The organism is Algoriphagus winogradskyi (assembly GCF_900182815.1).
In the GTDB taxonomy this organism is placed as follows: domain Bacteria; phylum Bacteroidota; class Bacteroidia; order Cytophagales; family Cyclobacteriaceae; genus Algoriphagus; species Algoriphagus winogradskyi.
On the sequence record NZ_FXUA01000002.1, the window covers coordinates 379,715 to 403,188 of the forward strand.

The 23,474-nt window shown below is 39.5% G+C and carries 25 protein-coding genes; 8 read left to right on the forward strand and 17 right to left on the reverse strand.

The window, feature by feature from the left end:
• Window positions 1–16 precede the first annotated feature (16 nt).
• From QOL76_RS06005 to QOL76_RS06020, 4 genes are all read right to left on the reverse strand, one after another.
• Window positions 17–823, reverse strand: coding sequence for a TPM domain-containing protein (locus QOL76_RS06005; protein WP_283412126.1), 807 nt, complete (start codon window positions 821–823; stop codon window positions 17–19).
• Complete coding sequence (locus tag QOL76_RS06010) at window positions 801–1,238, reverse strand: TPM domain-containing protein (protein ID WP_283412127.1); 438 nt, start codon at window positions 1,236–1,238, stop codon at window positions 801–803. The genes QOL76_RS06005 and QOL76_RS06010 overlap by 23 nt, the downstream gene beginning before the upstream one ends.
• Before the next feature lie 11 nt (window positions 1,239–1,249).
• Complete coding sequence (locus QOL76_RS06015) at window positions 1,250–1,840, reverse strand: LemA family protein (RefSeq protein ID WP_283412128.1); 591 nt, start codon at window positions 1,838–1,840, stop codon at window positions 1,250–1,252.
• Window positions 1,841–1,958: 118 nt separating this feature from the next.
• Complete coding sequence (locus tag QOL76_RS06020; RefSeq protein ID WP_283412129.1) at window positions 1,959–3,212, reverse strand: aspartyl protease family protein; 1,254 nt, start codon at window positions 3,210–3,212, stop codon at window positions 1,959–1,961.
• Window positions 3,213–3,423: 211 nt separating this feature from the next.
• On the opposite strand from QOL76_RS06020, the gene QOL76_RS06025 reads away from it, so the two are divergent.
• Window positions 3,424–3,894: a Fur family transcriptional regulator gene (locus QOL76_RS06025; RefSeq protein WP_283412130.1), complete on the forward strand. Its 471-nt coding sequence runs from the start codon at window positions 3,424–3,426 to the stop codon at window positions 3,892–3,894.
• On the opposite strand, the gene QOL76_RS06030 is transcribed toward QOL76_RS06025, so the two are convergent.
• The 13 genes from QOL76_RS06030 to QOL76_RS06090 all read right to left on the reverse strand — a co-directional run bounded on the left by QOL76_RS06030 (window position 3,891) and on the right by QOL76_RS06090 (window position 17,519).
• Window positions 3,891–4,325, reverse strand: coding sequence for an SRPBCC family protein (locus QOL76_RS06030; RefSeq protein WP_283412131.1), 435 nt, complete (start codon window positions 4,323–4,325; stop codon window positions 3,891–3,893). The two genes, QOL76_RS06025 and QOL76_RS06030, sit on opposite strands and share 4 nt — an antisense overlap.
• A 6-nt stretch (window positions 4,326–4,331) precedes the next feature.
• Window positions 4,332–4,946: a cytochrome c oxidase subunit 3 gene (locus QOL76_RS06035; RefSeq protein WP_283412132.1), complete on the reverse strand. Its 615-nt coding sequence runs from the start codon at window positions 4,944–4,946 to the stop codon at window positions 4,332–4,334.
• A 243-nt stretch (window positions 4,947–5,189) separates the two neighbouring features.
• Window positions 5,190–6,362, reverse strand: coding sequence for a DUF4221 family protein (locus QOL76_RS06040; protein ID WP_283412133.1), 1,173 nt, complete (start codon window positions 6,360–6,362; stop codon window positions 5,190–5,192).
• A 60-nt stretch (window positions 6,363–6,422) separates the two neighbouring features.
• Window positions 6,423–7,571, reverse strand: coding sequence for a DUF4221 family protein (locus tag QOL76_RS06045; protein ID WP_283412134.1), 1,149 nt, complete (start codon window positions 7,569–7,571; stop codon window positions 6,423–6,425).
• Entirely contained in the window at window positions 7,564–8,682 is a 1,119-nt protein-coding gene (locus QOL76_RS06050; RefSeq protein WP_283412135.1) for a DUF4221 family protein, read from the reverse strand. The genes QOL76_RS06045 and QOL76_RS06050 overlap by 8 nt, the downstream gene beginning before the upstream one ends.
• Window positions 8,675–9,850 (reverse strand): DUF4221 family protein, encoded by a 1,176-nt coding sequence (locus tag QOL76_RS06055; protein ID WP_283412136.1) that lies wholly within the window; start codon window positions 9,848–9,850, stop codon window positions 8,675–8,677. The genes QOL76_RS06050 and QOL76_RS06055 overlap by 8 nt, the downstream gene beginning before the upstream one ends.
• On the reverse strand, window positions 9,843–10,991 hold the full coding sequence (locus QOL76_RS06060) for a DUF4221 family protein (protein ID WP_283412137.1): 1,149 nt from the start codon (window positions 10,989–10,991) through the stop codon (window positions 9,843–9,845). Before QOL76_RS06060 ends, QOL76_RS06055 begins: the two co-directional genes overlap by 8 nt.
• A 6-nt stretch (window positions 10,992–10,997) precedes the next feature.
• Window positions 10,998–12,125, reverse strand: coding sequence for a DUF4221 family protein (locus tag QOL76_RS06065; RefSeq protein ID WP_283412138.1), 1,128 nt, complete (start codon window positions 12,123–12,125; stop codon window positions 10,998–11,000).
• A gap of 4 nt (window positions 12,126–12,129) precedes the next feature.
• Complete coding sequence (locus QOL76_RS06070) at window positions 12,130–13,263, reverse strand: DUF4221 family protein (protein ID WP_283412139.1); 1,134 nt, start codon at window positions 13,261–13,263, stop codon at window positions 12,130–12,132.
• A 9-nt stretch (window positions 13,264–13,272) separates the two neighbouring features.
• Window positions 13,273–14,412, reverse strand: coding sequence for a DUF4221 family protein (locus tag QOL76_RS06075; protein WP_283412140.1), 1,140 nt, complete (start codon window positions 14,410–14,412; stop codon window positions 13,273–13,275).
• A 5-nt stretch (window positions 14,413–14,417) separates the two neighbouring features.
• Complete coding sequence (locus tag QOL76_RS06080; protein ID WP_283412141.1) at window positions 14,418–15,560, reverse strand: DUF4221 family protein; 1,143 nt, start codon at window positions 15,558–15,560, stop codon at window positions 14,418–14,420.
• Window positions 15,561–15,565: 5 nt separating this feature from the next.
• Window positions 15,566–16,708, reverse strand: coding sequence for a DUF4221 family protein (locus QOL76_RS06085; RefSeq protein ID WP_283412142.1), 1,143 nt, complete (start codon window positions 16,706–16,708; stop codon window positions 15,566–15,568).
• Window positions 16,709–17,213: 505 nt separating this feature from the next.
• Complete coding sequence (locus QOL76_RS06090) at window positions 17,214–17,519, reverse strand: DUF4286 family protein (protein ID WP_283412143.1); 306 nt, start codon at window positions 17,517–17,519, stop codon at window positions 17,214–17,216.
• Window positions 17,520–17,630: 111 nt separating this feature from the next.
• Here QOL76_RS06090 and QOL76_RS06095 point away from each other — a divergent pair, with 111 nt between their 5' ends.
• From QOL76_RS06095 to QOL76_RS06125, 7 genes are all read left to right on the forward strand, one after another.
• The gene (locus tag QOL76_RS06095; RefSeq protein ID WP_283412144.1) at window positions 17,631–18,299 is read left to right on the forward strand and encodes a carotenoid biosynthesis protein; all 669 of its coding nucleotides are present in this window, start codon (window positions 17,631–17,633) and stop codon (window positions 18,297–18,299) included.
• A 72-nt stretch (window positions 18,300–18,371) separates the two neighbouring features.
• Window positions 18,372–18,809 carry a sterol desaturase family protein gene (locus QOL76_RS06100; protein WP_283412145.1) on the forward strand — a complete coding sequence of 146 codons (438 nt, stop codon included), beginning with the start codon at window positions 18,372–18,374 and terminating at the stop codon, window positions 18,807–18,809.
• A gap of 5 nt (window positions 18,810–18,814) precedes the next feature.
• On the forward strand, window positions 18,815–19,705 hold the full coding sequence (locus QOL76_RS06105) for a MerR family transcriptional regulator (protein ID WP_283412146.1): 891 nt from the start codon (window positions 18,815–18,817) through the stop codon (window positions 19,703–19,705).
• 210 nt (window positions 19,706–19,915) lie between these two features.
• Window positions 19,916–20,428 carry an RNA polymerase sigma factor gene (locus QOL76_RS06110; RefSeq protein ID WP_283412147.1) on the forward strand — a complete coding sequence of 171 codons (513 nt, stop codon included), beginning with the start codon at window positions 19,916–19,918 and terminating at the stop codon, window positions 20,426–20,428.
• A 4-nt stretch (window positions 20,429–20,432) separates the two neighbouring features.
• A complete protein-coding gene (locus QOL76_RS06115; protein ID WP_283412148.1) occupies window positions 20,433–21,911 on the forward strand; it encodes a phytoene desaturase family protein in 1,479 nt (492 codons plus the stop codon).
• A gap of 22 nt (window positions 21,912–21,933) precedes the next feature.
• On the forward strand, window positions 21,934–22,776 hold the full coding sequence (locus QOL76_RS06120; RefSeq protein ID WP_283412149.1) for a phytoene/squalene synthase family protein: 843 nt from the start codon (window positions 21,934–21,936) through the stop codon (window positions 22,774–22,776).
• A 2-nt stretch (window positions 22,777–22,778) separates the two neighbouring features.
• Window positions 22,779–23,474, forward strand: coding sequence for a lycopene cyclase domain-containing protein (locus QOL76_RS06125; RefSeq protein ID WP_283412150.1), 696 nt, complete (start codon window positions 22,779–22,781; stop codon window positions 23,472–23,474).

Here is a 23,474-nt window from a genome sequence, read left to right on the forward strand (position 1 = left end):
ATCTCAATTTCTATCCTTACCAGCTTCCTCCAGCTCCACCGCCGCCGAAGCCGCCTCCTCCGAAGCCGCCGAAGCCTCCGCCTCCGCCGCCACCAAATCCTCCACCGCCGCCGAAGCCGCCAGAAGATCTACCACCGCCACCTAGCATGTTAGCGAGCATAATCGTAGTCCACAGGTCTACTCCTCCGCCTCTGCCTCCCATATGATTGTTATTGTCGTTGCGATTTTTCAACATTGGAAGAATTACAAAAATGAAAATGAGGAATAAAATCATAAAAATTGCTCCTCCGCCATTTCCAGTCGATTCAATATCCTCAGCCTTATATTCTCCTGAGGCGAGTTTGAAAATCATATCTGTAGCCTCATTGAGACCTTCATAATAGGCTTCCTTCCGGAAATTGGGAAGGATCAAGTTTTCCACAATTCGCTTTGCCAATGCATCAGGAACTGCTCCTTCCATTCCATATCCAGTAGCTATGAAGACTTTTCGATCGTCCATAGCAGCAAGAATCAAAATCCCATTGTCATTTTCTCCTCCGCCAATTCCCCAAGCTTGTCCTAGGCGAAAAGCATAATCAGAAATGTCGTATTGCCCCACAGATCGCATCATCACGATGGCTATCTGCGTGGAAGTGCTGTCATTGTATGCGACTAGTTTACTCTCTAACTGTCCTAGTTCGGAAGCAGAAAGTGTGTTGGTGAAGTCGGTCACTAACCTAGGCGGGTTAGGTACAGGAGGGAAGTCCTGCGCCTGAAGGCCAAGTGAGAATAAAAGATAAAGTAAGGTGATAGGTAGGATCTTATGATCCAAAAGAAATCTCATCAGGAAGTTCGTTTATGTCTGAATCCCCCTGATAGGGGAAATGCGCTCCAAGTTGCTCACCGGCCATGTGGATGCCGTCGATCAGACCTTGTGTAAATTGACCTTGCTTGAATAAGCCGGTCATGTGTTCTTTTATTTTTTCCCAGAAATCCTCCGGAACTACTTCGTTGATGCCTTTGTCACCGAGAATGGCAAAGCGCTTATCGACAACAGCCAAGTAAAATAGTACGCCGTTTCGATCTTTGGTCTGGTGCATTTTGAGGGTGTCAAATACCTTCACCGCGCGATCGAGTACCTCGCCTTTGCATCGACTTTCTATATGCACTTGAATTTCTCCAGAGGTGGAAACTTCAGCAGACCGGATCGCATTAACTATCGCTTCCCGATCTGCTGTTGAGAATAATTTCTCAGCCATGATGAGTTGTATTAAAATTGAACGGAAGGTGCATTCTCAGCTCCTGCGGATGCCTCGAAGTAACCTTTCTGCTCAAACCCGTACCAACCTGCAAAGATGTTGTTCGGGAAGGTTCGAAGATTTGAATTGTAATCCTGAACGGACTGATTGAAATTACGTCTGGCGACAGCAATTCTATTTTCTGTGCCTTCCAGCTGAGCCTGAAGCTCTAAGAAATTTTGGTTTGCCTTTAATTCAGGATAGCGCTCCACACTTACGAGCAATCTGCCCAAAGCGCCGGAAAGGTTGTCCTGTGCTCCTTGGAATTCAGCAAGTTTTTCAGGAGTAAGAGTAGAAGCATCCACATTCATAGAAGTTGCTTTAGCTCTTGCTTCGATAACTGCTGTCAAGGTTTCCTGCTCGAAATCTGCATAGCCTTTTACCGTATTTACCAGGTTAGGAATCAAGTCAGAACGACGCTGATATTGAGTCTCTACCTCAGCCCATTGGCCGTTGATCACTTCCTCTGTTTGCACAAAAGTATTATAGGTTCCTACAGCCTTGGTGTAAATGAAAATACCGAGCACCAACAGGATACCAATAGGAATAAGAAATTTTTTCATGTGTTTATATTGATTTTTAAAACTAGAATACTCACGTAATTGTGACTGGGAGGTTTGACTTTTTCACCTTCCTTCTCTCAAAATTACCGCTTTTATCTTAATGGAACCAATTAGGACCTTAAATCTGCTGCCTGAGAATCAGACTGAACTTTAGATCTTTGTATTTAGTAAGGTCATCTGACTCATATCTACGAATCTCCAGTTCGATTTTCTTCCCAGGTACAGACCTGAGCAATTTGTTAATTTCTGACAGTTCCCAGATGAACGTTGGAACTTTATTAATAACAAGTATTTCATCATAGGCTTGTAAGCCAGCCCGACCTGCAGGAGACCCTGCACGTATCTCAGAAATATAAATCCTATTATCATCATCTATTATTTTTTTCAAAGACATCCCGCTCATATCAAATTGGAAGGGAGCGTAAAAATTATCTGCCTTCCGAACGAGTAAACGGTTTCTTTGATAATCAAAAATAAGTCTGGTGCGTCCTAGCACCTCTGCACCCAAGCTTCCCGAACGTCCGGATTCTTTGATCACATAGCTGTAGGGGGTTTCATTTGGATAGGATGTGAGCACTTCGTCTAGTTTGAAATTTGCCAGCTTCATGTAATCTACCCGACCAATGAAGCCGTAGAGTACTCCCCCGAGACTTTGCCCCAATGCAGATTCTATAAAAAGCGGAGGCATGGTAATGTTTTCGGACGTTTCACGGTTTAGCAAAAGACCGTGATTTGCCCCCGTATCGATGAGTAGTTTTGGTTCCAGTATAGAGCCGTCCTTTTGTTTTACCATTACATTGATGTAGGGCTTATTATCTTGAACTTCCATGTTTAGCTTTCGGTAGAAAAGCGGTCTCCACTTTAGTGCGCCGGGCTCATAAAAAATTATTTTTCCGTCGTCGTAATTAATTTTCACTGGGTTATACTTGAAAAACTCGTAACCCAAGATCCCGTAAACTGGCACGCCGATCACAGACTCCAGCTCCAAAAACTCCTGTTCAAGCACAAGTAAACTTTGAAAAATTCCTTCAATTGGGCCTAAATCAAAGTTGTTTATTGGAGATACTGAAGCCATCAAATCTTCAGCCCCGTCAGCACCAACCAGTTTTATCCTACGTGTATATTCCAGATTAAGCGCGTCTCCTAGGGTTTTGCTAAATAGAATATTAGATCGTACCCCAGTATCAACCAAGAAATTTAATGGTGTATTTCCATTGATTGATACAGGGATTATGATCAGGCTATTTGAAGAATAGAAAGGTAAGGTCACCTTGCGTTTATCCTCTTTCATGAAAAAACCAGGCACCTGACCATTACACAGAAGCTGCGCAGCTAGCAAAAATATAAGGAGTAAGGGTAAGCGTTTATACATAGAATATTGAAAACCCGGATCGTTCTAATAAGTTAATCTGTTTTGTGAATATTATAAGGAAACTTACAAAAACAACCAATTTAACTGGATCTGTATACGGATTATATCGGTATTGTTTTAATTAGACTGAAACCAAATTACTGACTTTAGTCAATCCTGTTTGTCAAAAAAATGAGAATGACTCATCTTTAATTTAAATTATTTTGACCCCATGGCAGACAAGGCCCTCATAGAAAAGGCTAAGAAAATCTTCGAAAATTTTCTAACCAAGCAAGGAAGTAGGAAAACGCCCGAGAGATTTTCAGTAATAGATGAATTGTACTCTCTTCCAGAAGACGAGCATATGGACGTGGAAGGGCTTTTTTTGAGTATGAGAAACAAAGGCTATACCATCAGCCGAGCCACTATTTATAATACGCTGGATCTATTGGTGGAAAGTGGACTCGCTGTAAAGCATCAGTTCAAAGACAAAGTAGCACTCTACGAACAAGCACTTACTTACAAGCATCATGATCATCATGTATGTAATCAATGCCGTAAAATCCGGGAATTTTCAGATCCTAAAATCAATGAGATCAAAGAGGAAATAGGCAAAACTTTTAAATCAGCTATCAGAACGCATTCTCTTGTTCTTTACGGGGATTGTGAGATTGAAAACTGTGAAAACCTTCCGGTGATCTAAGCAAAAATCTTTTTGTAGATGGGTTTGCGGTACAAAAACTGTAAATAAATCGCTGGATATAAAAGCACAGTAGCCAGACCAAAAGGTGCTGAAAACTCGATTTCATCCCGGATAATCGAATTATTACCCTCTTTGATTATTCTGTGCTTATGTCGCCATTTCTTCAGGAAAAAAGGAAGTTGTGTCCCAATATCCACAAAGTAATATTCCGTGGCGGTAGTTTGGCTCTCTGAGATTTCGCTCGTCCATTGTTGCTTGAAAAGTAAAAAGTCCAATTCCAGTGACACCAGATCCCCAACCTTAGATCCATCGAATCTCGCCAGTTTCACAGGTGGAAATGGCGGACTTAGTTTCGAGAAAAGGGTCTCGTCAAAGCCGTTTTTCACAGACAGGTAGTCTTGGTTGACTTGAGTGGATAGGTTTATTTTCATGATTTGTTAGAAGCTAAGGACGAATAAAAGAAAGAGAATCAACCAAATTCCATCCATAAAATGCCAATAAAAAGTAAACAGGCGGACACGCATTTTCTCGAAGGGATTGGTGTGAATTATTAACTTTTTTATTTCATCGGTTCTACTTTTTTCAAGTTGAAAATAAAGAATCAAGCCAAAAATCATGGCTCCTAATAGGTGGAAAATATGGATGCCACTGAGCACATATAGAAAACTTCCACTAGGGATCCCTGTAAATTCTATGCCTTTTTCTTTCAACTCAAACCAACCGATTACTTGCAGGATCGTAAAGGCGGATCCTAATAATACCGTATTTCTAAGGGTGCTGAGTAACTTTTCAGTGTTTTCTTCCTGATAAGCGATTCGTATAGATGTAGCCGAAAACCCACTCAATACCAATAAAAAAGTAGAAACAACAAAGGCTACCGGCACTGTTTGGTTCATTCCAGAGAGGAGATTTCGGGAAGAGACCAAAAACGCAAAAGTCAGAAACAGAAATATAAGTCCGCTACCAAACATTCCCAAGTAGAGCATGGTCTCATAGGGATGAAGTCTTTCAATCCGCTGAAATAGGGTGAGTTGTTGCTTGGACGTTCTCATTATTCTGAAAACAGTCAACTGAGGCGAAGGTTCAGAAAAATATCAAACAACTTGACTTTTATTGTTTGGAAATTACCCTTGCATCTGTTCGTTTCCCACAAATGGATAATTGATGTTGGGGGAGAAACGAAAAGAGTCGGTTTTGAGCTACTGATTTTATTTTTTTTTAGGTCTGGCCTGTGAGGACACAGACCACGGGGATGGCATCTTTAAAGACACGAACATCGGCGACGAGCCTAGGCATTAGTCATTTTCGAAGCTTGGCTTTAATCGGATAAAGGCCAGCTGATTCTCTTTTTTCAAGTAGGTATAGATAGAGCCGTTGTGAACAAATGTTTTTTCTTCGAAGTATTTGCCAATAATCGGAATGTAATTTTGAAGCTTTTGCTCATGGATCTGCTCCAGTGTCTCATCAAAAACTGTCAACACGTAGATATACTTAGGTCTCTGTGGATTGCTCTTGTCCAGTTCTCGGCTGTAGCGATAGAAGCGCTGGGCATTTTGATCCTTGAGTAACGGCCCAAAGGTTACCTCATCATTCTTGCGGTTTACCCAATACATAAAGAGGCGTTGATTGGTAATGTCTTGTCTGTAGTTACCAGATTTCTTATCCGAAGTGATTTGGCTGTGGTATGTTTTATTGGTGACCGTGCCGCTTTCTGCATCATAATACCATAATTCATTGCTGGCAGAGGTGGACAAAATGATATCCGGTCCATTCAGAAGCAAGTATTTCAATTCGGGCGAACTATTTCTCTTACCGATATCATAATCTACTGTGATGGTATATTGCTTCAATTGATCCCAAAAGTCAATTGGAATAAGCTTTAAAGACCTATCCACAAGACTGACTTTAGCTATCCCCAGTACGTTCCCCCCAATTTTGAAATTACCATAAAAGCTTGCTAAATAGGAGCCGTCCGTAGCGATTTCTCCTAGTCCATCGATCTCAGTATCAAAAGGCAAGCGATCTCCCGATAGTTCTCGGTTAATGAGTTCATAGCTATCTATCTTCTTACCCTCCGCATTGAGCTTGTGGATTACTTTGTATTCTTTAAAAAATGTATTGTCAAATAAGGTTTTCTTGAGTCCAAAGGGGAAATATTGCTTGACACTGTTGGGTCCATTGATCTTATAGTTGATGATACTATCCAATTTCAAAGTCTCCATATTGATTACTTCTACTCTGGCGCTTTCTGGAGTTAGGTTATATAGGATGCCTTCTCTCGCCGAATAATCCGACATGCTGAGATCCATTTCCAGATAAATCTGCTCCTCCCCGGCATCGATAAAAACAGTATCGAGCACATAATTAAAACCAGGAGAAACATTGGCTGTAGCAAGCTGTACTTCCACGGGTTTCTCACTGCAGGAGGCAAGCATGAGTAAAAGTACCAGAACAGAGATTTGCTTCATTCCCTAAAAATTAAAGTCAAAAATCCATAAAGCCAATTTATTGGTACGTTTCATTTATTCTTACTTCTCCATAAAAGTTGGTTTCAGTCTGATAAAAGCCATTTCGTCTTCGATATTGAGAAAACTATAGAGCATACCGTCCTTAAAGAATGGTTTTCTGAAATTATAAAACTCTTCAAGTTCTTGCTCTTTGAGCATCTTAAAATCAGCATCAAAAAAGGTGACTACCTGCTTGAAAACAACAGAATCCGCAATCATGCGGTCTTTGTCTATACTCAGTCTCCAGAAACTATTTTGCTCAGGTAATTTCAAAAATTCTTCAAAAGAAACTTGTTCGTTTTTTGCTTTCTCAGCATCCGCCCATTCTTTATTTGAGTGTACCTCATTAGGGTAATTTGCTTTTTTTTCGTTGGCTGTAAGGCTTGCGCTAAAACTGAAGTGATCAAGGCTGTCCATGTTGACATCATAAATATACACTTCGTTGTACGCCGAAGATGAAATAATCAGATTATGATCAATGAAACTCAAGTATGAATATTCGCCAATACTAATACCCGGGGCATTGCCTTCTTGATGCATGATTTCAAATTGCTTTAGCTCTTGGAATAAGTCCATTGAAACATATTTATTCAAGCCCGAAGCTAAATCAATCACAACAATTCCTTGTGCTGGAGTTTTGTAATCAAAGTTGACTAAAGTGCTCGCGAGTAATTTGCCATCATCGGAAAGTACGCTGGTCCAGCCAATTTTCTCTTCCTCTTTTTGATCATTATTTTGAATTTTGATTTGATCAAATTCAATGGTATTGACCAGTTTCCCTTGCTCAGAGACGAGGTGGATTTTAAACTGACCAAGCAAATCGATGTTACCATTTTCCAATACCTGAATTTTCCCATAATAAGGGAGCCCAATTCCATCAGGACCTTCTTTTTCCAATTGGACTGTCTTCTCTAATTTGAGGTCGTCCAAGTTTACAATCTCAAGCAGGAGCGATTGAGGATTAAGATTATACAGGTATTTCCGGTCTGGGGAGACATCAGATAAACTCAAATCCCAATTGAGGAAAAAGAAATGCTCCCCGGCATCCACTATGACTGTGTCTACTGTGTAGCTGAAATCAAAGTCCTCATCTGCCGTGTGTTCAGATTTTTTCTCCGAAGAGCAGCTGGCGACTAAGATTGCGAGAATTAAACAGTTGAATTTATTCATAGTTAATTTTTGGTGTTAAGACTTCAAAAGCCATTTCGTCATTGCTATTGATGAAGCGGTAGATTTTACCGTCCCGGATGAATTTGAATCCATGATAATCTCCTAGGCCTGCTTCTTCATGGATCAGATTAAAGTCTGTATCGAAAATGGAAAGAATACCTTTTTGATCTAGAAAACTGATCCTGTAATACAATTGACGTTCGAAGTCATACATGAATTTTCCAAAATTAGGCTCTTTGGCCCGAGCTCTTGCGGACTCTTCATATCCCTCCATGGTGGCTACTTTTCTTTCAAATTTCCCCGGCTTTTGGTCAGGCAAAAGATCAGTTTGGAAGTCGTAGGTTAGCAGGCTGTCCTTTTCAATATCGTAAACAGATACACTATTGATTGAATTCTGAGAAATGATAATTTTAGAATCGTTTAGCAAAAGGCTGAAATTGTCCCCTTTAGTCATTGGCATCATACCATCTATTTCCGCTGTTATGGTAAATTCCTCCAGCGCAGCCAGTTTGGGAACTTCGATTAATTTCAATTCGAATGTATTCAAATCTATAATTGCCAACCCATCTGCCATGCTGGATCCTCCCCTGCCTTTACCGGAATAGGTGCCATAGAATTTAGAGCCGTCAGATGAAATGATTCCATCAAAACTAATCAGCTCACCCGTTCCCAACTGCTCCTGGATACGCTCATCGCCATCCCAATTCAAGGATCTTTTCAGAATCCCATTTGCATCTACATGTCTCAGACCTGTGAAAGAGGAAAAGAACAATTCACCTGAATCGGTTATATTGATCATGTCTACCCCGAAGGTTCCTATACCTGTGGGGCCTTCTTTCTCAAACTTGATAGTATCGATCAACTCTCTTGTATCCAAGTCTATAATATCTATTCGGTATTTAGGATGGTTGAATGTGTAGAGCTTGTCTTCATTGGTGAGGGTGGAACCTGCCAATCCTCTGTTCAAAAACAAAAATTCCCCCTTAGAGTCGATGTAAACTGTGTCCAGCTCATAAGAAAACTGGAAGTTCTTGTTTTCCCCATCAGCTTTTTTTTCTGAAGAGCAGCTTGCAGAAGCAAGGAGTATCAGTAAAAGTATAACCCTATTCATCTTTAAAATTTGGTTTGAGCCTCACAAAGGCCAGTTCGTCTTCTAAATTTAAAAACATATATAGATCTCCTTTTCTGAAAAAACTAAGGGAAGGAAGTCCTTCAAAAGGCAATGCATCTCCCTCATCTAATTCAGTTTCAGCTATCTGGTTCAGGCCACTGTCCAGTACAGTTATAAAAAAAGAAAAGATAGGGTCGGCAGCGCTTCCCCCATTTCTCTCCCGACTGATTCTCCAGAAGTATCCTCGCTCATCATCATGACTCCAAGGACCAAAAGTCACTTCCTGCTTCTTCAGGGTATGAAATTCATCAAACTGCTCCAATGAATTTGCCTTTTTAGGATACAGCCCCGGCTTTTCATCAGGCAAAAATTCACTGGCAAGTTTAATTTCACGATACTCTCCAGATTCCAAGTTTAGACTTAAGAGTCGATTATGTGCTGAATTGGAATGTAGAATTTCAGTTTCTGTAAGTGTTATAAAACTCCGTTCTCCAGCCCTCGCGCCAGCCCGCTCGCCGTCTGGTGAAGATAATTCGTACTTCTCGAGCGATTGAAATACGTCCAACTTGATTAAGCGCTTGCTTAGCTGCTCCAGGTCTAAGATAGCTAAGCCTTGAAGTCCTTCACCATCCAAAAGATAATCTCCATAGTGACTGACGAAGTATTTCCCTGAGCGGTTGATTTTACCCATGCCGTCAATTTCCATTTTGTCTGGAAGGGTATCGCCCGAAAAACTTGCGTTGCTGAGCCGGAACTGACCCACTTTTTCACCCGCCGCATTGAGATGAATAATAGATCTATAATCTGTAAACCACTTCTCTCCAGAATCAGTAATTTTGGTACCAGAAGTGAACATTTCTTTGACGGAATTTGGGCCGTCTTGATCGTACTGGATGATTTCTAGTAGTTCCCCCTTTTTCATATCGATCACTTCCATCCGGCTGGTTTGTGGATTAAGGTTGTATAAAAGGTCAGTTTTGGGATCGTAATCGGATATGTAAAGTCCCATATTCAGGAATAGAAACTCGTCCTTGGCATCGATGTATACCGTGTCGATTTGATAGCTGAAAGAGATTGATTCTACCTGCGTATTTTCAGCACCGTCTTTAGTGCCGCAGCTGGCTAAAACTGCCAGAATAATCGGGGCAAGTAGTCTAAGTTTATTCATAGGTAGGTTTGATTCTGACAAAACCAAGCTCATCTTCTAGATTAATGTAGGAGTAGAGCATGCCGTCTTTGAAGAATGTGAGTGAACCCTTTTCAGAATAGTCCACCTTTTCTTCGTGAAGTTGCGTGAGATCTTTGTCAAAAATTGTAAGTACAATATCGTAGGTGGCTGAATCGCCAATCATGCGATCGAGTGAAGTACTAAATCTCCAGAATTTCTCATTTTGATCATCGTAATGAAACTTGAGGAAATGAATCTCTTTTACTTTTTCCATTGCGAGATCCATTAGCTCTTTATCAGAACCAGCAGTTTTCTGAAAATTACCTTGCTTGGCATCGTCGGTAAGTTCAGAGTGGAATGATTTTTTTTCTACGCTGCCATCAGAAATGCTTACTTGATAGATTTCATTATATGCTGTAGTTGAAATAAGAATTTTGTCCTCAAATGGGAGGTAAAAAACTGTCTCTGAGACAGACGTTTTAGAATCCTCATTAGGTCTAAATACAATTTCAAATTGTTCGATTTTTTCAAAAATATCCAGTGGCACTTTTTTTAGTTCCTTGGAATTGAGATTCACTATGGCGAGACCATTTTTGTGGCTATTATCCTGCTTTCCATAGTTGCTAAAGTAGAATTTTCCATCATCTGACATAAATCCCTCAGGGTATATCTTTTCAACCTCTGACAATGATTCTCCTTTCAATGAGTCTGAAGAAAACCAATACCTACTTTTCTTATCCTTCGCTGCATTGAGTTTAATCATGTGAGACCAATTATTCAGGAAGAGTTCGCCGGAGTCAGAGACATGAACCATAGGTATATATGAATTCGCAGCGTTAATTCCTGTTGGTCCTTCATTTTCCAGCTTTATCACCTCCTTGAGTATTAACTCATCTAGGTCAATAACTTCCAATTCGGGAACGGCGGGGTTGAAATTATAGAGTGTTTTCTTATCTGAGCTGAGGGAAGATGAACGTAAAAACTTAGCCAAATAAATAAAATGATCATCGCCTGGATCTACCTGGACTGTGTCTATCTCTACCGTGAAGTCCAGATTGGATGAGTTGGTTGATTCTGAGCTGTCTTTTTCACCGCAGGATGCAAGAATAATTAGAGATAAAAATGGTAAGAGTTTTTTCATAGTTTATTAAAAATCAAAAGTGAATACAGCAAATCCCAATTCGTCTTCGACATTTACTTGGGAATAGAGCTTTCCATCTTTGAAAAAGCCATTCGGGGTTTTGGATAATCCTTCCAATCGAGTCTCACCGATTAGTTCCAAATCTTTGGAATAAGCCATAAAGAATATTTCATAATCCTTTGCCCAGCCTTCTTGATCAAACCCAATAGCTCTACTTGCAAACCTGAAATAGCGCTGAGACTTTTCATCCCAGATGAAGCTCCAGTAGCTGATTTTTTGGTTTAGCTTTCTTATTTCTTCTTCAAACTCTGCTCTGCTCCCCACCTTGTTTTTTACCTCTCCTGTTTTTTCTAAGGGCACAAGCTCATGTGGAAATTCCCTATAAAAAAGGCTGTCTAAACTTGGATTGTAGATGTAGGTGCCATTTCCCACAGTACAGGATATAAGCACAAGCTCATCAAACTGTTGTAGGTGTAGAAATTCACCTTTTTGCTCGCTATCGCTTCTAACCAAGTATTTATTAGCCCATTTAAACTCTGTGAGCTCTTCCATCTTTTTCCTGTTTTCCAGTGAGTCTATTACAGCAAAATAATGGTCTCTTATTTCAAAGTTCATCGGCAAAGAATACAAGTTGAGACGCTTTGAGTCCAGAATTACTCTATTTCCAAGGGAGAAAGGCTCGACAGGAAATCCTTCTACCAATTTGTCTTGATCAAGATTCCAAGTCTTGATTTTCAGGCCTTGGTCAGAAATAATAGAAGGTCGATGTAAGGTTGGGAAAAAGAAGCCACCATCAGAAAGTGCATAAAAACTAAAGGTATGACCGGGACTGTTTGGACCATCTTTCTCTAGAGAAAAGGAATCTATTAGATTCAGATGGTCCAAATCAATTTTCTGCATTTTTAAGTTTTTGTAGAAATAGAAAAAGCGGCGGTCTGGCGTTGGAGAGGTATTAAAACCGAAGGAAAAATCTAAAATTTCATCTCCAGTATCCACCATCACTGTATCGACCGAATAGGTCATGTTTTCCAGAATATTCTTGGGCTCCTCTACGACAGAAACTTCCTCAGATTTAGGCTTTTCACCACAAGCTGAAAGTAGCGCAAGAATTGAAATCGTTAAGAGCTTTTTCATGCCTCTAAAAATCAAAAGTGAAAACCGCGAAGCCGAGCTCGTCTTCGACATTGACATAGGAATAGAGCTTTCCGTCTTTGAAGAAGTAACTTTTGGGAACTTGGTTGAAGTCAGGAATTAGCGTTTCTCCCATTAATTCCAAATCCTCGGAATAAGCCAGTAAAAAAACCTGGTAAGAAATGGGCTCCAGTTGTTGGTCTCCCAAAACACCTTTGTATGCAAGTCGGTAAAATCTGGAAGTTTCTTCATCCCACATCAATTTAAGATAGGAGATTTGACTGGCTACTTTTCTATATTCTGCATTGAATTCCTTTTGAGAATACACTTCATTGATGATTTCACCGGTTTTTTCATTTGGAATTATTTGATGGTTGAATTCAATATATTCCAGATCATCTGTGGCTGGGTTGTAGCGGTAAACTCCACTTGTGACTGTGCAAGTGATATAAATTTTTTCAAGAATAAGTGAAAGAGAGTACTTCTCCATTTCAATGGCTTTGTCATTTTTAGTATTAAAGAAAACTCTAAAATTTCCTGCTTTTTCCAATTCAGGAAGCTTGACTACCTTCCCTTTGTTGGTAGTAGCGTTTATTATTGCCAGTTCACGAATACCGGAAGTGTAATTCCCAGGTAAGGAATAAAAAACTCCAGATTTTGGATCAAAGTGGATTTCATTCAAGAGTGTAAATTCATCGATGTTGCTCGTATGTTCTAGCTCATCGGTTATTAGTTTTAAGTTGGAAATTAATTCTCCTTGCAGATTATAAATGGCAGTTTTTGTAACACTGGGGATCATTAATTTTCGATCAGGAAAAAGTTGAAAGATCCCGCCCTTTCCAATTCCGTTAGGCCCTTCCATTTCAAATGGATATGTTCCTAGGAGTTTCATTTGATCCAGATCTACTTCTTGAAAAGAAAGGCGTCCTCTATCAAAAATGAAAAGTGACTTTTTGTCTTCTGATACATCTGAAAAATTTAAACTTAGGGACAGATTAATGAACTCTTCTCCGGAATCCACTACCAAAGTGTCGATAGTGTATGTTAGATTCTCAAGGATATTCAAGAAAGAGTCTTTTTTGTCTTTTTCAGAACAAGAAAACAGAAGGGCAATCAAAAAAAAGATAGGCAGTTTTTTCATTGAGGAATTTTAAAAATCAAAAGTGAATACTGCGAAGCCGAGCTCGTCTTCTACATTGACATAGGAGTAGAGCTTGCCGTCTTTGAAGAAGGGAGAGGAAGGAATCAGGTCAATATCCTCTAGAAATTTTTCTCCAATCAACTTCAACTCAGCATCGTAAGCGAAGAGATACACTTCCGCTTTTGCTGGAGATTCTTCATTTTCTTTTGGGAGTAATTTTCTGCCAAATCTGAAAAATCTTTGGCTATTATCGTCCCATAGCAATTTCTCAAATCCTATCTGACTGGAGGCTTTCTCCATTTCGCTTCTCCACTCATCTTCCGAGGATACTTTGTTTTTGATACTACCTGTTTTGGCTGAGGGAACTAGCTGATGAGGAAAAGTGATGAGTTGCAAGGAGTCTCTTTGGTAGTCATATCTATATATATCCGAGGTAACAGAAGTATTGATAAAAAGGTATCCTTCTATTTCCTGAAGACGCACTTCTTCTATGTAGATAGACATCATTTTGTCACTTTGGAGCAAAATCCTGAATTCTGAAGCTTTGTCCATCGCTGGAATATCAATGATTTTTCCTGAGCGGCTTGCTAGGTCTAGCACAGCTAAGTCTCTGGATCCTTCCATGAAATTTCCGGGAAGGGAAAATAATAACTTACCATCCGCTGAGGAGGTGAGGTTATTATTCATGGGAGATTCACCTTCTAAGTCTATTCCCTCGAAATCAGTAGGCTTGAGCTTGAGATCTTCGGTTTTGACTCCATTTCTATCGTAGATACCTGAAGTTTGAAAGCTTGAAAACAAAAACCTTTCTCTGTCAAGCTTTTGCATAGTTCCCACGTATTGACCTATGCCATTCGGGCCTTCCACTTCGAAGGGCAGAAATTCCTCTAATTTCAATTGGTCTAAATTGACGATGGCAACTTGATGTTCCTTCTGGGTAAAAAGGTATAGTTTACTTTTATTGTCTGAAAGGCTTGAAAGTCTCAATCCTCCAGATAAGTCTATGATCTCCTCCCCTGGATCCACCACCACCGTATCCACAGAGTAGGTCAGGTTTTCGAGGATATTTTTCTGTTCTGTGGATTCGGATTCTTTCCCACCGCATGATGCAAGTAGGATTAGCAAGGAAATCGTAAGTAGCTTTTTCATGGTTTTTAAAAATTAAATGTGAATACAGCAAAGCCTAGCTCGTCTTCTACGTTGACATAGGAATAGAGCTTGCCGTCTTTGAAAAAGGGAAAGTCCGGCACATAGTTTAATGACACCATTTTTTGCTCTCCAATTAGATTAAGGTTTCTATCGTAAGCAAAGAGAAAAATATCCAAACCTCTACTGGATGCTCCGCCATTGTCTGGCGGCAGAACATTACCAAATCGGAAATATTGTCCTCGAGAATCATCCCATAACAATTCATTAAAATGAATCTGACTGGATACCTTTCCCATTTCGGTCTGAAACTCCTCCATTGAATTAACCTTTTGCTTCACTGCTCCTTCTTTTTTTGCGGCTACCAGTTTATGAGGAAATGATTTCTCTGAAATCGATTCAGTTTGGGGATCAACAATATAAATCCCACTAGTGACGGAATTCCACAAGATTACATTTCCATCAATCTCTGAAAGTCCAATCTCAGGCAAATAAGCTGTGGAACCCTCATTTGAATTGTATATAATAGTGAATTTTGAAATTTGGTTTAATTCTGGCAACGGTATTACTCTTCCAGATAAATCCGGAGTTTTGGCCATCAAAAATCGTCTTTCCCCCTCCCAAAAAGTGCCAGGAATTGCGAATATTTTTTCTCGATTCTGAGTTACCAGAAGATTTTGGGCTGCATTTGGCTCTAATTCGACAGTTAGACTGTCAATTTTCGAAGATTCTAATTTGATTGAAACTTCCTTTTCTCCCTTCAGACTAAAAATGCCATTATTTTGATAAGAAACGATCAGAAGTCGGTCATCACTTAGAGATTGAATGCTTGATACATATTGCCCTGTCCCGTTTGGACCTTCCTTTTCAAATTGAGTAGATTCCTCTAATTGAAGTCTATCCAGATCAATAGTTTGAAGAATTTGATTGGTTCTGTCAAAAATGTAAAGCTTGTTTTTCTGAGAATTTACCGTTCCTAGGTTTAAGCCATTCCTTAAATTGATAAGGTTATCACCACTATCTACTAGCACCGTATCCACGGAGTAAGTGAGATCTTCAAGAATATTGTCCGGATTAGTGTTTTCAGAACTGCCTTTGTCTCCGCAGGAAGCGAGGAGAATGAGAGATAGTACAGGAAATAGTTTCTTCATGTTGGTTAAAAATTAAAGGTGTAGACAATAAATGCAGGGTTTTCATCGACTACCCACTCCATATAGAGTTTGTTGTCTCTGGCAAAACCGTAAGTAGGCATGAAGTCCAAACCCTGGACTTCGGTTTCTCCAGTCAGGTTAAAATCTTTATCATAGGTAAATAGATAAGTGTCTGACGAATATGTTTTAGTTACTTCATTCAACTCCCTGTTCATTTCACCCATTCTGAAATAAATCTGATGCTTTTCGTTCCAGAAAAATTGAGAAAAACTGATTTGCTTACGGATCTCATTCATCACCTCTCTACGTCTTTCATTTGAATCAACTTCGGGAGGAAATTCTCCTGTCTTTGCCTTTGGTACCAGCTGATGAGGAAAGGTCACTAGTCGCAAGGAATCGCTGACTTGATCATAGAAATAGATATCTGAGGTAGCACCGCTATCTATGATAAAATGCCCGTTGATTATATAAAGTCTCTGATTTTCACCTGAGGAAATGGCTCCATTTCCTTGTTTGAAAAGCACCCTAAAATTTTTGGTCAATTCTAAGGCTGGAAGCTTGAGGAATTTGCCGCTCTTATCTTCCAAATTCAGAATTGCAAGACCTTCTGCTGTTCCCAAATTCTGATTAGGTAAAGTCAATACTGTTTTTTGGTCAGGACTGATTTGTATGGAGTTTCCCAGCTCAAAAGGAAATTCAGGATCAAGGCCAGTGTAATCTTCTGGTTTTAGAGAGATAGATTTTACTTTTTCTCCAGTCTTTTTGAATACACCAGCTTGATTAGAATTTGCGAAAAATAGTTCAGTTTCATTGAGATTCTGCATGTAGTTTAAATACATAGGAATCATATTTGGCCCGTCTTTTTCAAATTTGTGGCGATTCACAAGTTTCATCGCATTCAGGTCGATTTCGTGAACTTCAAACTCAGGCTCAAAATAGGTGAAGACATGATCGCTGGACTCACTCAACTCAAATTTGTAATAAGCCCCCGGCATGAAGAGTTCATCTCCGACGTCCACCATTACAGTGTCAACAGAGAAAGAGAAGTTTTCAAGTAGGCTCGTGGTGGTGGAGGATTCTGAGTTGTTCTTGGTTTCGCAGGAAGAAAATGAAATAATAAGTGCTAATGGAAAAAATAGTCGCTTCATTTACAGTAGGGTTAGCTATAAAACTAAAAAAACTGTAAATGAAAACCGACCCCCAAATGTTAATTAATCAAAAATTTAGTGGGATATGGCAATAAAATGGGGTGTGATATTTATGATCTGGAAACCATAAGTATGTGTGATTTAAATTTGCCTTCAGCGTATAGTTTCTTTTTTTAGTAAAGTGAAGCCTTGTAAATAAAAGTTCCGCCCCTTCAGGGCTACTTAACTAACTCATTGCAAGCTACAATGCACTTCGTACAGGGTCATGAATGGTTTGGCTCCTTCGGAGCTGGCTGAGGATTAGTTCTTATGTTTTCAAGATAAACAGATTATGATGTTTCCACAGAAAGATTTGCAACCTCATAATTTCTTGGATGACCCAATTTATTCAAAAAAAATCCGAAGGATTGTGACTTTTCATAACCCTCGGCAAAGCCGGGGGTATTTCGGTAGGACTTGTAAGATAGCCCCAATGGGGCGAAACTAGTGTCTCTCTACTATTCCCCTAATCCACCGATTCCATCAAAGTGCGGAAAGGCATTGCCTTTTCGCCGTACCTAGCCTGTGTTTCGTAGCGAAGCGCATTCGCAAAGCGGCTTTCGTATTCAATGAGCTTGCGGGTGTTTTCAGCAAAAAACTGGACAGCATAATTCGTTACACTGTCATCTGGACTATTGAGCAGCCTGAAGAATTTATGTTCTAAGAATAGACCTGTGGCGAAAATATCAGGGATATGAGTGCCTCTCATCCACTGGACAAAATCCTCTTCGATGTCGTTGGTTACAGTAAAAGTGATGTTGTAAAGAATCATATCAGGGGATTTTGGAAGGAATTTCGTTTTTTTGCAAACAGATTTGAGATTCCAAAGTTAGGAATCCAAACCCGAAAAAGTGAATAATCATCCATCAAAGCACCCTAATAAATGCACAAAATAGCCAAGGCACCTCCAGAGGCACAAAATAAAAGCGTGATTATTGCGAAGGTAGTAATAGTGGCGCTCTATGCAGTGGGTGCTATAGGATTGAGTTTGCCAGAATACCGCGAATATTTTCTGATGCTTACTCCAGCGCAGCTGATTGTTACCTTGCTGTTGGTTTTGGGATTTCATCGAGGGTGGGCTGAGGCTTTCCCGATTTTCGCAGCCGTTGCTTTTTGGATTGGTTTTGGAGCAGAACTCATAGGAATTCATACCGGTTATATTTTCGGAGATTATGTCTATGGTCCTACACTTGGCCCTATGCTGTGGCAGGTTCCAATAGTGATTGGGATCAACTGGTTTTTACTAGTTTACCTTACAGGGGCAGTATTCTATAAGGTTACAGACAATGATGTGTTTGCTGCCTTCCTCGGCGCAGGTGCAATGACTGTGGTCGATTATATCATGGAGCCTGTAGCGGTAGCGTTGGATTTTTGGTATTGGAAATCGGATGTTATTCCTACAAGTAACTACCTGACTTGGTTTGTAGTAGCCTTTTTGATTCATTTGATTTATAGAAAAGGCAATTTTGAAAAAGGTAATCCCTTAGCGGCATTGATGCTTACCGCGATGATACTTTTTTTTACAATTCTTAATTTCACATTGGGTGTTTAATTTTTCTATCAAAGTGGCCGTTTATTTTGACAGATCCTTAAACAAAAATTCACCACTAAGGTTATTACAAAGATGATTGAAGCGATAGGGTTCAGCATTTTAGGTTTTGTCTTGATGGAATTGTCAGGCTGGGCAATTCATAAATTCCTAATGCATGGTCCGTTGTGGTCGATTCATAAAACACACCATGAACATTCAGATTCATTTTTTGAACTGAATGATTTATTTTCTCTTTTGTTTGGAAGCATTGCTGTAGCGCTGATTCTCCTTGGAGTTGAAGAGTTTGACTATAGGTTTTGGTTAGGCATAGGGATAAGTATATATGGTATGTTGTATTTCTTTCTACATGATGTGCTTATTCATCGTAGATTGAAATGGCTCGATCGACCTCGCAACGGCTTTTTAAAAGGTATATTTGCAGCACACCAAGCTCATCATCACAGTAGAAAAAGGGACGGAGCAGTTTCGTTTGGGCTGTTTTTGGTGCCGAAGAAATATTTTAAGAAATAAGAAAGGTGAGCAACTACTCGATAAAAGATCTAGAGCAACTGTCAGGAATAAAAGCGCATACGCTTAGGATCTGGGAGCAACGTTATAATTTGGTTACTCCCAAAAGGACGGATACGAATATCCGCTACTATGACGATGAAGATCTCAAGCGTATCTTAAATGTCGCGATGCTGAATGCCCATGGTATGAAAATCAGCAAAATCGCCGCGATGACCTGTAATGAGGTCAGTGAAGAAATCATTAGACTCACAGACCAATCCTTAGATCATAATGACCAGATCCAAGCACTCACCATTTGCATGATAGAAATGGATGAGGATAGATTTGAGAAAGTCCTCTCCACCAGTATCATCAAATTGGGATTTGAAGACACTATTCTAAAAGTAGTCTATCCTTTCCTAACCAAAATTGGAATTCTCTGGCTCACAGGAGCGATTACTCCTGCTCAAGAACATTTCATCTCTAATTTGATCAGACAAAAGTTGATCGTCGCTATTGATGGAGAAGTGGGAAATAATACCGGTAAAACCTTTATGCTCTTTCTTCCAGAAGGTGAGTTACACGAAATATCCCTTCTTTTCAGTTCGTATTTGATCAAAAAACATGGGCATAAGGTCATCTACTTGGGACAAAATACTCCAGATGCAGATTTGGTTTCGGTCTATAACATGCAGCGACCTGACTATTTACTCACGGTGATTACCACTTCTCCATCAGGCGAGAAAGTACAAGAATATGTGGATATGCTGGGGAATGAGTTTCCAGAGGCAAAGGTTTTCGTTGCTGGATTGAATGCCACGGAGCATCCCTTATCTCTTCCTTCCAACATTTCTGTACTAGCTTATGCTAAAGAGATAAAGCGCTTTTTAGTCCAATTGGAAGAACAGATTGTTTAGATAAAGCACAAAACTGTTAAACAAAAGTATTCCTAGTGAATACTTTTTTTATGCCCAAATATTGCCAAAATGGCCTTTAATGTTGGTTTTATGACCTTTTCCAGGGCCTTGGCAATCATTTTTGTTTAACAAAAAGAAAAAATAATTAAACAAAGGTTTGGATATTTGTTTAACGAATGTTAGGTTTGTTTAAACAAAAAGGGCAAAACCATGACTTCAATTGAATTCAGTTACTCATTAAATCAGCTTTCAGGTGTATTAAAGCCATTCGCGCTAAAATTGACACGGGATCTCGATGATGCAAATGATTTGCTTCAGGATACAATGGTGAAAGCATACACGAATCAGGATAAATTCGCTGAAGGTACTAACCTAAAAGCATGGCTTTACACGATCATGAAAAACACCTTCATCACCAATTATCAGAAAATGGTGAGAAGGGCTACTTTCGTAGATACCACTGATAATCTGCACTTCATTAATTCAAGTGGCGCATTGATTGAGAATTCTGCGTATGGAGATTTTGCCATGGATGATATCTATGAGGCAATAGATAGATTGGACGAAATTTTCAGTACTCCCTTTTTATTATATTATAGAGGTTTTAAGTATCACGAAATTGCGGATAGATTGAATATTCCGATTGGAACTGTTAAAAATCGAATTCATATTGCTCGCAAATACCTAAAAGAGGACTTAACAGTTTATAAGCACGTAAATTAAAAAGATGAATCAAAAGCATGCGGTGGTAATAGGATCTGGTTTTGCAGGCCTTTCTGCTGCAACCCATCTTGCTGACAATAATTACTCGGTTACTCTTCTGGAGAAAAATGAATCTCCAGGAGGTAGAGCAAGGAAATTTTCAAGTAATGGGTTCACCTTCGATATGGGGCCAAGTTGGTATTGGATGCCCGATGTGTTCGAAGATTATTTTTCTCATTTTGGTAAAAAGCCATCCGATTATTATGATTTAATACGTCTTGACCCTTCCTATGCAGTGATTTATGGTCAAGATGATGTTTTGGATATTCCTGCAAACTTGGACGAGTTCAAGGCAAAGCTTGAAGAAATAGAGCCAGGTTCAGCAGTTCAACTTGACGAATTTTTGGCGCAAGCAAAATATAAATATCAGGTTGGAATTCACGATTTGGTAAAAAAGCCAAGTCGTTCCCTTTTAGAATTTACATCTTTATCGCTTTTAAAAGATATCATGCGTATGGATGTTTTTCAATCCATGTCCTCCCACGTTCGAAAGTTTTTCAAATCTGATAAAATCATTCGTTTGATGGAATTTCCTGTGTTATTCCTTGGAGAAACTGCTGAGAATATTCCTGCCCTCTACAGCTTAATGAACTATGCAGATATTGCTTTGGGAACTTGGTATCCGAAAGGAGGAATGCATGAAATCATCGCGGGGATGGTAGCCTTGGCAGAAGAAAAAGGGGTGAAAATAAGATATAACGCTGAAGTTGAGGAAATACAAATTGTAGATGGGCTTGCAAGTGGTGTACGAATGAAATCTGGAGAAGTAGTATCTGCAGATGTGGTGATAGCTGGTGCGGATTATCACCATGTGGATAAGCATCTGATCAATCCGAAATACAGTAATTACAGTGAAGCATACTGGGATAAGCGAGTAATGGCGCCTTCCAGTTTATTGTTTTACCTAGGGGTGGATAAGCGACTAAATAATCTACGCCATCATAATCTGTTTTTCGATGAGCCCCTTGGACCTCATGCTGATGCAATCTATACCAATCCAAGATGGCCAGAAGCCCCTTTGTTTTATGCATGCGTACCTTCTATAACTGATTCTACAGTCGCACCTGAAGGAATGGAGAATTTGTTTCTGCTAGTTCCGTTAGCACCTGATTTGGAGGATTCTGAAGAGACTAGAGAAAAGTACTACCACATAATCATGGACCGACTTGAAAGAATTTCTGGTCAGGAAATACGTTCTCATGTACTCTACAAGCGATCTTATGCACATTCAGACTTTAAAGCTGACTATCATGCCTATAAAGGAAATGCTTATGGATTGGCCAACACTTTGAAGCAAACTGCTATTCTAAAACCTTCACTTAAAAACAAAAAAGTAAATAACCTGTTTTACACTGGTCAGCTTACTGTTCCGGGGCCAGGCGTTCCTCCGTCTTTAATATCCGGCTATGTCGTTGCAAAAGAGGTCATTCGGGAAAATTCGTAATTAAATAAGTATATTAAGTTTCATGGACGCAAAGGAATTATTCGACCAAACTAGTTTGGAGTGTGGCAAGCTAATCACGCAGCGCTACAGTACCAGCTTTACCCTTGGTATTCAAACCCTAGACAAAAAATTCCACCAGTCCATCTATGCTATTTATGGTTTTGTCCGTTTTGCGGACGAGATCGTTGATACTTTTCACACTCATGACAAATCCCAATTGTTGGCTGAGTTCAGGCATGAAACCTATAAGTCTATTGAACTTGGGCTTTCTTTGAATCCAGTATTGCATGGTTTTCAGATGATTGTGAATAAATATGATATTGACCACGAGCTCATTGAATCCTTCTTTAAAAGCATGGCAATGGATCTGGATTTCAATACTTACAATGACGATCGCTACTTAGAATACATTTATGGTTCGGCTGAGGTAGTTGGTTTGATGTGTCTTAAAGTATTTGTAGATGGGGACGAAGAAGCTTACCAAAAATTGAAGAGACCTGCTCAAATGCTTGGGTCTGCTTTTCAAAAAGTCAATTTCCTTCGCGATATCAAGAGTGATTTTGAAGAACGAGGTAGAGTTTATTTCCCTGGAGTTGCTTTTGAGCAGTTTGATAAATCGGCCAAGGAATTGATCGAAGAAGATATTCAGAAGGATTTTGACGAGGCCTTAATAGGTATAGCTCAACTTCCCGATGGAGCCAAACTCGGTGTAAAAGTAGCGTACTTATATTATCAGAAACTTTTCGATAAAATCAAGGGGCTTTCTGCCGCAAAAATCACTCATGAGCGTATCAGAATACCGAATTCACAAAAATTTAGCTTGCTCATTGGCACTTATTTCGGAAGTAAATTAGGACTAAGTTGACAATGGAAAAATACCTCTATTTGGCGGTAAACATTTTCGCAATTTCCTTTCCCCTAGTTCGATCGTTCGAGCCGAGAATCAAGTTTGCCACAAAGTGGTACGCCTTGTTTCCAGCCATACTTATCACTGCTATTTTCTTTTTGATCTGGGATCACTGGTTTACAGTTATTGGAGTTTGGGAATTCAATCCACGCTACATTCTTGGGATATATCTATTCGAACTACCGATTGAAGAATGGCTGTTCTTTTTCACGGTGCCATATGCTTGCATGTTCATTTATGAAGTATTGATTTACTTTTTTCCAAAGGATATTTTCAAACCGGTTGGAAAGTACTTCATTTTCACTATGATACCGTTCTTGCTGCTTCTTGCATTTGTGAATTTTGATAAGATGTATACAGCAGTTAATTTTAGTTTAGGCGCAGTAGCATTAGCAGTTCACTGGTTGATTTTCAAGGATGAATACCTGGGTAGATTCTTATTTGCCTATTTAGTTCACCTCATACCTTTTATCCTTTGTAATGGTGTATTAACGGGAGGTTTTACCCCGGAACCTGTAGTTATTTATAACAATGCTGAAAATCTGGGTATTCGAATATGGACAGTACCAATAGAGGATACGATTTATTCTATGACAATGCTTCTCATGAATGTTTCGTTTTTTGAATTTTTCAGAAAGAAAAAAACAATTCAATAA